This is a genomic window from Streptomyces malaysiensis subsp. samsunensis, from assembly GCF_024519315.1.
Classification (GTDB): domain Bacteria; phylum Actinomycetota; class Actinomycetes; order Streptomycetales; family Streptomycetaceae; genus Streptomyces; species Streptomyces malaysiensis.
In genome coordinates this window covers 1-9,789 of sequence record NZ_JANIIC010000135.1, presented here as the reverse complement: position 1 = coordinate 9,789, position 9,789 = coordinate 1, and the positions used below count along the sequence as shown (strand labels likewise).

The following is a 9,789-nucleotide window of genomic DNA, read 5'->3' as shown; positions in this document are numbered from 1 at the left end:
ATTGCCCGCCTCCGGCGGGCAATTTATGGAATTGGCCTCCGGCCATTCCATAAACCTGCGTTCCTCCGGAACGAAAAGACAGGCGGATAGGGTTTGTGCCTCCGGCACAAATACGGGTGCTGAGTTTGGTTGTGTGGGTGGGGAGTTCGGGTTTGAGTTGGGGATTGAATTGAAGGCGTGTCATGCCCTTTTCCTATGGCGGGGGTTCAGGGAGAATCTCCGATTCCCTTGCACCCGGGGGAATTTGTTTTGTATTCCGTGAGGAAAAGTAAACCACGGAATACGGAGTGAGAGCAACCAGGCCCCTCCGGGGCCCGGTTGCCCGTGAGAGGGAGGGAAGAGAGGGGCCTGCCTCCGGCAGGAGAGTGGAGGGAGAGAGAGAAGGAGGAGGGGAGAGGGGGAAGGAGAGACCACAACCACCCCCAACCCACCACCACGACCGACCGGCCCACACCCCCACACCCACGCGACGGCCCCCAGCCGACACACCACACACAACAACCCCCGCCCCGGGCAACTGACCTTCAGGTAGGGGCAATTGCGACAATACGGGGCAGGGGGAAGGAGTTGTGGCGGAGGTTCGTCTTTAGTTAAGAGGCGTTCGGGAAAAGTGGCCTCTGACCTGCGGTTTTGCGAAACCTAATGTCGGTGGCCGCCGACATTAGGGGTGCTCGGATGTCGGTCTATGCCCACACTCAGCTTAGAAACATGCGAGTATCCGCAACTCTCTGATGAGACATGTGAATAGTCGCAAGTATTGCCCTCCAGGCTCAGCGGTCCGCAGGGTCCTCCGTAGAGACGTCTTCCCTTACCGGATCACTACCCAGCGAGTCGCATACGGACGCAGCGGCAGGACCTGCCCGGATGTGCAGACTGACCATCACAAGGTTCGCGTTGGCCGGCCCTCCGCCGATGTCGGCGATCGCCGACATAAACTTGCGGCGAGTAGCAACTCTCCGGCGTGTAACATGCGGATGGTCGCAACTTTTGCCGTACAGTGCGCAGCACCTGTACGCGAAAGGATCACCACATGGACTCAGCGGCAGAGGGCCTGCGCGCGGGGCGCGCGAGCCCTCGACCCCAACCCCCCAAGCCTGTACGGCCTGTTGAGACGGACGGCGGCACCGATCTCGCGCGCCGGATCGCGGAGCAGTTCGGCAAGGGCCCTGTCCACGAGGTCAAGACCGTCGTCTACCGGCGTCCTCCTCACGACATGCTCGGCGAGGCCGGCTACTCCCTCGTCAGCAACTACTTCCTGCGACGCGTCCTGCCGTACTGCCTGATGCACAACATCATCAGCAAGCTGCAGGCCGCTGTCCTGTCGAACATGATTGGCAGGCAGAAGAAGGGCAAGATCGAAGCTACCCACGCTGAGATCGCAGCCGAACTCGGCGTGAAGCGGACCAGCATCGGCCACGCCCTCGACGCGCTCTGCGAGAAGAACCTCATCCGCAAGGTCAAGAGGTCCTCCTACCAGCTCAACCCCCGAGTCGCGTATAACGGAAACGGCCAGGAGCAGCACGACTTCCTCGCCGAGCTGCGAGCACTCGTCCTCGACTCCAAGTTCCCCGACGAACTCGCACCCGAGCTCACCCTGTTCTCCCGAACCGAGCTCGGCTGACCGAAGGGATCCCATCGCCATGATGACCACCACGGACTTGCTGGGCATGCTGCACCAGCTGCAGCTCACTCCCACGGCGATCGACGTCCTCTCGGTGATGGTCAAGCACCAGGATCCCGGGGGCTCCGTAGGCATGAAGCAATCCGAGATCGACGAGATCCTCGGCGTGGGCCAGGCATCCATGAGCCGCGCCATGGGACTGCTGGTCGATCGCGGCATCGTGCTGCGCTCCGGGGGCGGCCGCGGCCACCGCTACGCCCTCAACCCTGCCGTGGCCGGCTACGAGTCGCAGCACGAGCTGGAGAAGGAGATGACCCAGCAGCTCGCCGTCGGCGGCCCTCCCCCGATCAAGGTCCCGGGCTACGCCAAGCGCCCGCCCAAGCCAGGCAAGGGCGGCCTCCACGCGGTCGCCTGATCGCTCTCAGACGCAGTGATGCCCCGGCCGTACCGCCGGGGCATCGCCGCACCTGTACGCGAAAGTGCGCCTCTCCAGTATGCCTGCCGGCCGTGGTGCCCCGCTTCCCGAGCCGAGGCAGCAGTGTGAGATGGGCCCCTGGGATCGTCGGCAGCTCCACCCCGGGTGGGAGTGCTGCGCGGGCCTGCGCAGCCGCCGCTACAAAGCGGGGCCAGGACGCAGCAGATTGGGGTTCTCGCGTCCTCCCGGTATGCGGATGATGACGACGAGGCAGGGTTCGGATTCGCCGGGACGCTGGACAGATTCGATCCAGATGCTCTTGAAGAGGTTGACGGCGCCTTCGGTGTCGACGGTTTTGTCGAGAGCGAGCAGGATGGCGAAGCCAGCGTTGGTGTTCTGGTATTCGGCGGCTTGGGCGACGTATTGACGTAGGGCGTTTTCGCTGGCGTCGTCTTCTTCAATTTTGCATTCTACGTTGAATTGAACGGCGCCGAATGAGACAAGGATGTCGGTTCTCCCGCCTGCCTTGTCAATGGCTTCTGAGTTAACGACGCTGAATAGCGCTGAGAACTGCAGCACTTCCCGGTAGTGCTGATGGAATAGGGCTTCGTCTACTTTCTGTTTTTTGCCGTCTTTGTCGCGTTTGCGTAGGTACTCGGTGTAGGAGCCGCCCATCTTCCGGCCGATGTCGTAGCACAGGTATGCGAAACGGATCGTGGTTTCCAGGAGAGCGGTGAACTCGTCGGCGATGCCGGCAATCCAGTCGCTGGAGTTTTCCAGCTGTCCGAGGAGTCGTGCCTTGAGGCGGCCGTACTTTGGGTCGGCGATGGCCGTGAGGACGTCGTCGTGTGTGCGCAGGCCGAGCTCCAGGCGGTCGAGGATGTGCTCGGGCGTCTGGTCAACGAACGCAGCGAAGTCGTCCTTGAGTTGGTGTGCCAGCCGCTGCCAGCGCCGTGCTTTTCCCTGATCACCCGCCTGCTGATCGGGTGAGATCTCGCTGGTCTTGGTGCGGTGGAGGAGAGCGGCGTGGAGTCGCTGGGCCGCTGGATCGTCACGGAGCTCTTCATCATGGGCCAGTGCGTGCTCGAGGAAGCGCTGCCGGTGCTCGTGCTGGAGGAAGGCGTCCTCGACGACAGGCGCCACCAGGGTCTCCACGGCCGCAGCCGCGGGGGTGTCCGTGAGTACGGCGACGGTGTTGTGCGCGGTGTACGCGCGGAGCAGCGCGGTGAGGATGCCGTGTCCGCCCTCGTACCAGGGGTCATCGTGTGCGAGGTGTGCGGCGGCGCCGTCGAGCACGACGGTGAGTTCTGACCAGGCGATCACATCGTTCTGGCGCGGTGCTGCCCAGGCCGGGGTGCGGGTGCGATAGCGATAGTCCCGGTAGCGGTGGAGGGCGTCGCGCACGGTGGATGCGGCCGTGTGGACGCGTGTGGGGGCGTCGGGAGCGGACAGGCCGAGGACGGCTTCGATGGCGGCGTGGTAGAGCTGGGCATCCAGGCGGTCGGGGTCGAGAGTGATCAGTTCGGCCAGCCGGTCCTGGGTCTTGCGGAGTTGCTCGGCCATTGGCGCGTACTGGTCTTGTTCCAGAGCCTGGCGCAGGTCACCGAGGGCGAGTTCGAATGCGGCGTCTCGACAGGTGTGGTCGAGCATCAGGCAGCGTTCGAGGGCATCGCGGAGGCCGGCGCTGGGATGGTGGGCATCGAGGACGCCGAGGAGGCGGGGCAGGCGGGTGGCCATGGCCTCGGGAAGTGCAGCCGGGTCCTCGGTCGCCTCGTCCATGGCGCCGAGGAGACGCGCAGCGCTTTTGATGACGCCGGCCAGGGTGAGTTGGACGAGACAGTCTGCAGCTTCCACCCCGATGAGGGCTGCGGCAAGGTCGTCGTCGGCATCTTGGGCTTGTTGGAGGCGGGCGAGCAGTGTGCGATTCAGTGGAGTGCCGAGTTCACGTGCCAGGGCGGGGCGGCCAGTGAGGGTGTCCGTGGCACTGGCGAAGGCAGCGTGGTTGTTGTTGGTTCGAAGGCCGTTGAGGACGGCCTCATACAGCGGCTTGCACGCTTCGGTACCGAAGTCGTCGAGGTGGTGCGCGGTTGTCTGGATGAGGTGGTGTAAAAAGGGGCCCTGGGCGAGGTGGTCTGCGGCGGTGATGACTGCGTCGAGGCCTCCGAGGTCGTCCACCGTCGGGCCGGCGCGCAGTTGGGGACGGGAGGCGTGCGCGGCCCACTGGATCAAGCGTTCGTCGATGACGTGCACGATGCCTTTCGCCTCCCTCGCGTTGCTAGGTACCCCTGGTTGTCTGGCCTAGAAAAGCTGACGCTTGTCAGGACCGGTCACGGTACGGTCCTCGGGGAAGAACTCCCAAACCGCGTCGTCGATCGAGGTGATCACGATCTGGATGCCGTGGTCATTGGCCGCGGTGTCGTAGAGGGTCTTGATGCACTGGCGCGCGTTGTCGTGGGAGAGCTCTTCGGCTGTGGGCGCGTCGATGAGCAGCAGGCCGGGGTGGGACATGATCCCCCGTTTACGGCCGACTTTGATCATGCCGACGATGGCCGCGATCCGCATGCGCAGGCGGTCGGTGGGGCTGAACGCCTTGAAGGGGTGCTTGGCTCCGGTCTTGCGGGCGTTGAGGTGCCCCGCCAGGTTGAGGTCGACGCTGGTCAGGTTGGCCACACCGAGGTCATGGGCAATGCTGACGATCTCGCGGTTCAGGTCGGCGAACAGGGCGTTACTGTGGTCGGCGACCACCTTCGACAACACCTCGGCGGCCGCTGCAAGGATGGCGTCGCCGTCGTCGGAGTTGTCCTCGGTGTCCGACGGACTTGTCGTTGCGGTGACGTAGTCACCGACCACCTCTGGCAGTCCCATCCCGTTGCCGGTGGCGACAGCCAGGGCGCCGCGCAGCTGGTAGACGTCCTGCCGGGCGGATTCGAGGCGGGTGTACCAGATGCCGGAGCGTGCCGCGGTAAGTCGGGCGTTCGCCAGGTCGTACGCGGCACGGCTGTCGTTGCAGGCGGCGGTCGTCGTCTCGACTGCCTGCCGGGCTGTGTCTTCAGCCGTTCGGGAGGCTTTCACTCGATCCTCCAGCCGGCTGAGCAGTGCCGCCCGCGCCTCCGGGTCGTCCGAGGCCTCCGGCAGAGGGCTTGCGCACACCGAGCACCGGTGGTCGCTCTCTTCGGCGGTGCGCCGGGCATCGTCGATCTCGTGGTCGCAGCGCGGGCAGGACTCCGGCTCGAGCGCTCCCAGAAGAACTCGGGCCGCGTTGCTTTGCTGGGCCCGGCGGACGGCTCTCTCGTCCTTCAAGCGCGCCTTGCGCGCCAGGGCGTGGCTTTCTTCACCCTCTTGGAGAGCTACCTGGTCGTGCGCGAGCCGATGTGCGGCGGCGTCGACTTCGGAGAGCAGGCCCGTCAGGTCGGGCTGGCCCGCTTCCAAGGCCGTCACCTTCTCCTCGGCAGCCCGGAGCGCCTTGCGAAGCGGCTCGGTCTGCTGCTCGCGGGCCTGGGCATCCTCTCGCGCCCGACGCTGAACGCGGTTGCTCTCCTGGGTGTCCTTCTTGCGCGCCGTGTTGACCTGGGTGAGCTCGGATGCGTATGGGACGTCGAGGAAGAGCTGCATCAGCTTCACGGGGAGCTGGTTGTAGGACATCGGGCCCAGCAGAACGCTGGAGTTTCCCGAGTTCAGCGCGATGGCATAGAAGTAGCTGGCCCAGCCGTGCACCTGCTCCGCGCTGTCGCGGTTGCCGTCGGCGTCCTTCGGAGCGCCGGCCTCCGCTGCCCACAGAGGCAGCGGTCGAAGCCCCAAGCGGTCGAGCATAAAGCGGTCGATGAGTTCCTTGACGCCGTCGGGTTCCGCGGTGGCCGCCACACGAACGCCGGGACCGGCCTCCTGGGAGCCGTCGAGGGCTGTGAGGTGCTCGAGGGTGTCGGCGCTCAAGAGCCGACAGCTGGGGCGGTCGGGTTTGTCGAAAGTCAAGCGGACGGAGGCCGCGACGCCGGCGACCTCGATGTCCGCGCGGACGTAGGAGAACCAGCTCACCGTTTCCGGTCGTTTGAATGCTTCGAAGCCGTCCCCCCGCAGGGCGTAGCTCAGCGCCCACAGAAGGCTCGACTTGCCGACGTTGTTCAGGGTGCTGGCGATCGCCCATGGGCCCGGCCCCAGCGTCATGTCGCTGGTGAAGGCACCGTCGTTGTCGTCCGTGCCGGTCTTGGTGCCCTCGCAGTACAGCCGGTGCACGACCAATTGCCGTCGCGCGGGCAGCGGGCTGGTCAGCTGAATGCCGTGGGCAGACAGCGCGGCGCGGGCCCTCTCCACATCAGCGGACGGCACTCGGGCGGCGATCTGCTCATACAGCTCAGCATCGGAGGGGACCGGCAAAGGCTCTGTGGTCACGCAGCATCCCCCTGCTCTGCTTCGGCGCGCAGCCTGGCCAGGCGCGCGCGGGCCCGGTCGGCGATCGACGGGATGACCTCGTTCAGCGGGGTCTGGGCGTAGTCGCGCTGCAGGTACTGCCGTTTGCGCAGCGCCAGGGCGGAGTGCCCGGTGGCCTCGGCCAGCGCCCGGACGAGGCGGGCGCGTTCGGTGTACCAAGCCAGGACCGGGAACTGCTCCGTTGCCCGTTCGGCGAGCTCACGGCCCTTGGCCGTGAGGTAGTAGTTGTCCTGAAGCACCCGCTTGGCGGTGCGCCACGGTACGACCACCACCAGCCGCGGGGCGGCCAGGACGCTCATCGCCTGGTCGATGTACTCGAACGCCCCGAACAGATAGCGCAGCATCGGGATGGCGCAGATCTCCGGCTCGTCCGAATCCAGGATGCTGCCGGCCAGCTCCAGGTTGATTGCTTCCTTCTCGCGCTCGCGCTCGTAGTCGTTGAGAAGCTCATCGGCCAGGTAGTCCGGATTGCGCAGCCAGAAGTCCAGCTTCTGCAACCGGCTCTCAGCGCGCAGCACAGCCATCGCATCCTTCGGAGCGGCCTGCTGCTCGGCTTCGTTCAACGGCTCAGACACCGCCGCGATGAGCAGCAGAAGCCGGATCGCGTCGGAGAAGCGATCCCCCTCGTCATCATCCACTCACACAGCGTAATGATTCGCAGTGCGATTGCTCAATGGCTCTACAAGGGCCGATCCGGCCGACGAGACGGTTACTCGGCGACAACGACCTAGTCCGGCTAGTCCGGCGAGGTCAGTTACGGCGGCGTCGGACGCTGCGCAGCCACCGGCCCAGGGCCGAACGCCGGCCGCCCTCTCCTGGTTCCGGCGGCGGGAACGGCGGAAGCGGGGGCAGCGGAGGCTGTGACGGGCGCGGAGGCTCCGCTGGCAGCCTGGATCCCTCTGTCGGGACAGCGGGTGGTTCAGGGGCCGACTGCACCGGTTCCTGGTGCTCCTGAGGCGGGGACAGCGGTAGGGCGGCGGGAGGCAGCATTGCGGGAGATCCCGGCTCCGGTGCGGCAGCGGGCGGCACGTCCCGTATTGGTGGCGGGGTCGGGCTGGCGGCCCCGCCACCGGGTGCCGGCTTCGGCTGGCGGGGGCGGACGACGGGCTTGGGGAGGTCCACGGTGGTGCCGTCGGTGTCCCACCGGGCCACCTGCCAAGGCTGTTTCACCCACAGCTGCAATTCGATCCAGCCCTGGCTTTGTGCGCGTGACAGGTCGTTGGGGAAGAGCTTCCAGTAGCCGTAGGCGAGCACATTCCCCGACCGTGTGGTGGCCCCGATCCAGTCGGGGCGGTCGCAGCGCACCGCGACCCGCAGCCGTACGGGCCTGTCCTCGATGTGGACGGGGTTGCGCGCCACATACATGACCACGTACGAGTCGCGGTCGCGGCCGACGGCGTCCGCTGTGCTGACGGGCCCCCACACCGCGTGCGGGATCGTGTCGACGGCTCCGTCGAGGAGCGCCTGAGCCAGCTGATCGGCGTCGGCGCGGCCACGGCAGAATTCCGTCCACGGGATGTTCCGCTGCCCGTTCGGAGCGACCGCGGCGAACTCCTCGGCCACCTCGGGGTCCTGGTCGAAGTCCTGGAGGATCTGCACGATGCGGCGTGCCGATGCGATCGCCTGTCCTGCCTGTTTGCTGGTCGCCCGGGGACCCGAACCGCCCGATCGGCCGGGGCGGACCGTCCCGGCCGGCGGCCGTTTGGCGTGCCCGCCGGTCCCGAACTGGTCGAGTGGCGGGCAGATCAGCCGCCACTGGCCCGCGCGCCGCACCACCGTGCCCTCCGAGTCACCGACGAGCTGCTTGCCGCGCTGGTCGAGGTCGTACGTGCAGGTCGGCGTGTGCGGGTCGAGCTTGAAGTAGTGAGAGGTCCGGCCGTCAGGATCGTCGGCGTTGCCGTGCCGGGCGCTCACCCTGGTTCCGCACCCGCCGCACTTCAGCGGAGTCACATAGCGCGGGTGCGGCTGGCGGTCGATCTCGGAGCGGTCGTACTCGTTGCCCAGCGCATCCTTGACCCACGGGATGCGCACCCCTCGCCGCTTCTTCGCCACACACCTCTCCCCGTCAGCGGTTCACCCTTCGGCGCTCTCCTTTGATTCTCCCCCAACCCCAGCAGTAGTCAGTCGACTTGGGCACCTGAACGTGAGGATGGGCCTCATTACCCGGCCCTCGGGGCAGAGCGCACGGCCGACGGCTCGGCACGAAGTGCTGATCGTCGCTCTCATCTCCTTCCGCGTCCAGTCTGGGCGTGTTGCCCACCCAGCTATATGGTCCGCCGACTCAAGATCTTCTTGGAAATGAGAGAGACACCCGTTCGCGGCGCAGACGCCAGGACGCTGGCAGCGAAGCGTGCCGCTTTATCGGCGGGGAGGCCAGCCATCTCCGCTATCCACTCCTGCCGGTAGCGCCCGCGGTCTCCAGGCGGAAGGAACAGGAGCGCAAGGCGCAGTCGACGCTCGGCCCTGGCCCGGCCACTGTTTCGCACGGCGCCTAAACCTTCCGCAATAGCCTTCAGTTTGCCTCCCTCGACCAACCTCTCCACCCACCCAACCAGCAGGAACAGCAGACCTACCATTACCTGGCCCTCGAAGGCTGCCAATGAGTTCACGCCGATCCCTCCTGGGGGCGGAACGACGAACGCCTCTGCCGGTTCGTGTCGACCTTGTTCAACGCTGCAGTCGCGGACTGTGCCCCGGCCTCACTGAAGCGGTAGTACCGCCGTGGAGGGCGCCCTTCCTTCTGCGGATCGATGTCCTCCCAGCGACTTTCGAGCCATCCCAGCCGCTCCAGACGAATCAGGATGGGGTAGATCGTGCCGCCTGGGAGGCCAGCGGCATCCGCGATTTCGAGCCCGTAGTGCTCGTCCGTCGGCCGGGCAAGCAGCGCCGTCACCACAGCCCGCGTCGCCAGGGTCATTCTCGGCTCCGCCATGACTTCAGCCTCCTGTCTAGGTAGAGGAAGGCTATGCCTAAGTAGAGAATAGACATGGGGGGCTAGGTAGAGTAAGACTATGCCTTCCGTACTCGAACGTCGGGTGTGCCCGGCTCTGCCACCGCCACCGCCCGACCTGGATTAATGGGGCAGCGAGTGTTCCCGCTCGGTCTGGTGATCTTTCTGTTCATGCTTGTCACGTTGCTGCTTGGTGCAGTGACCGGTCTGATCGCGGCCATGCTGCCCCCCGGCGGCAGGTCGGCCCACTGGTCTGACCGTTTGCGACGGGGCGCCAAGGCCGCAGCGGCAACCATGGGTATCACTTTGGCAGCGCTCACAGCTCTCGCTGGCTTACTGAAGGTCATGCGGTGAACATGATCTTCAGCTTGGTGCGTT

8 protein-coding genes are annotated in these 9,789 nt (G+C 66.0%); 2 read left to right on the top strand and 6 right to left on the bottom strand.

All coding sequences use genetic code 11. The annotated features are described in order from the left end of the window. Nucleotides 1–184, bottom strand: a 184-nt coding sequence (locus NQU54_RS47490) for a hypothetical protein (RefSeq protein WP_257636478.1), incomplete at its 3' end; no start/stop codon positions are given. Between the two features lie 846 nt (nucleotides 185–1,030). Between NQU54_RS47490 and NQU54_RS47485 the strand changes: the two genes are divergently transcribed. Together NQU54_RS47485 and NQU54_RS47480 are read left to right on the top strand one after the other, a co-directional pair. Next, on the top strand, nucleotides 1,031–1,621 hold the full coding sequence (locus tag NQU54_RS47485; protein ID WP_257636477.1) for a replication/maintenance protein RepL: 591 nt from the start codon (nucleotides 1,031–1,033) through the stop codon (nucleotides 1,619–1,621). 22 nt (nucleotides 1,622–1,643) lie between these two features. Continuing rightward, nucleotides 1,644–2,036: a winged helix-turn-helix domain-containing protein gene (locus NQU54_RS47480; RefSeq protein ID WP_257636476.1), complete on the top strand. Its 393-nt coding sequence runs from the start codon at nucleotides 1,644–1,646 to the stop codon at nucleotides 2,034–2,036. 198 nt (nucleotides 2,037–2,234) lie between these two features. Here the strand turns inward: NQU54_RS47480 and NQU54_RS47475 are convergent, their stop codons facing one another. The 5 genes from NQU54_RS47475 to NQU54_RS47455 all read right to left on the bottom strand — a co-directional run bounded on the left by NQU54_RS47475 (nucleotide 2,235) and on the right by NQU54_RS47455 (nucleotide 9,378). Further along, nucleotides 2,235–4,286, bottom strand: coding sequence for a hypothetical protein (locus NQU54_RS47475; protein WP_257636475.1), 2,052 nt, complete (start codon nucleotides 4,284–4,286; stop codon nucleotides 2,235–2,237). 48 nt (nucleotides 4,287–4,334) lie between these two features. After that, nucleotides 4,335–6,422 carry a hypothetical protein gene (locus NQU54_RS47470; RefSeq protein WP_257636474.1) on the bottom strand — a complete coding sequence of 696 codons (2,088 nt, stop codon included), beginning with the start codon at nucleotides 6,420–6,422 and terminating at the stop codon, nucleotides 4,335–4,337. Then, nucleotides 6,419–7,099 carry a hypothetical protein gene (locus NQU54_RS47465; RefSeq protein WP_257636473.1) on the bottom strand — a complete coding sequence of 227 codons (681 nt, stop codon included), beginning with the start codon at nucleotides 7,097–7,099 and terminating at the stop codon, nucleotides 6,419–6,421. Before NQU54_RS47465 ends, NQU54_RS47470 begins: the two co-directional genes overlap by 4 nt. 112 nt (nucleotides 7,100–7,211) lie before the next feature. Then, a complete protein-coding gene (locus NQU54_RS47460; RefSeq protein WP_257636472.1) occupies nucleotides 7,212–8,513 on the bottom strand; it encodes a hypothetical protein in 1,302 nt (433 codons plus the stop codon). A 553-nt stretch (nucleotides 8,514–9,066) separates the two neighbouring features. After that, nucleotides 9,067–9,378, bottom strand: coding sequence for a PadR family transcriptional regulator (locus NQU54_RS47455; RefSeq protein ID WP_257636471.1), 312 nt, complete (start codon nucleotides 9,376–9,378; stop codon nucleotides 9,067–9,069). Between the last annotated feature and the right edge of the window lie 411 nt (nucleotides 9,379–9,789).

What these genes read in the sequence shown, in the direction of transcription:
- NQU54_RS47455 (WP_257636471.1), bottom strand. Translation starts at nt 9,378, where the DNA reads ATGACCCTGGCGACGCGGGCTGTGGTGACGGCGCTGCTTGCCCGGCCG.
- NQU54_RS47480 (WP_257636476.1), top strand. Translation starts at nt 1,644, where the DNA reads ATGACCACCACGGACTTGCTGGGCATGCTGCACCAGCTGCAGCTCACT.
- NQU54_RS47485 (WP_257636477.1), top strand. Translation starts at nt 1,031, where the DNA reads ATGGACTCAGCGGCAGAGGGCCTGCGCGCGGGGCGCGCGAGCCCTCGA.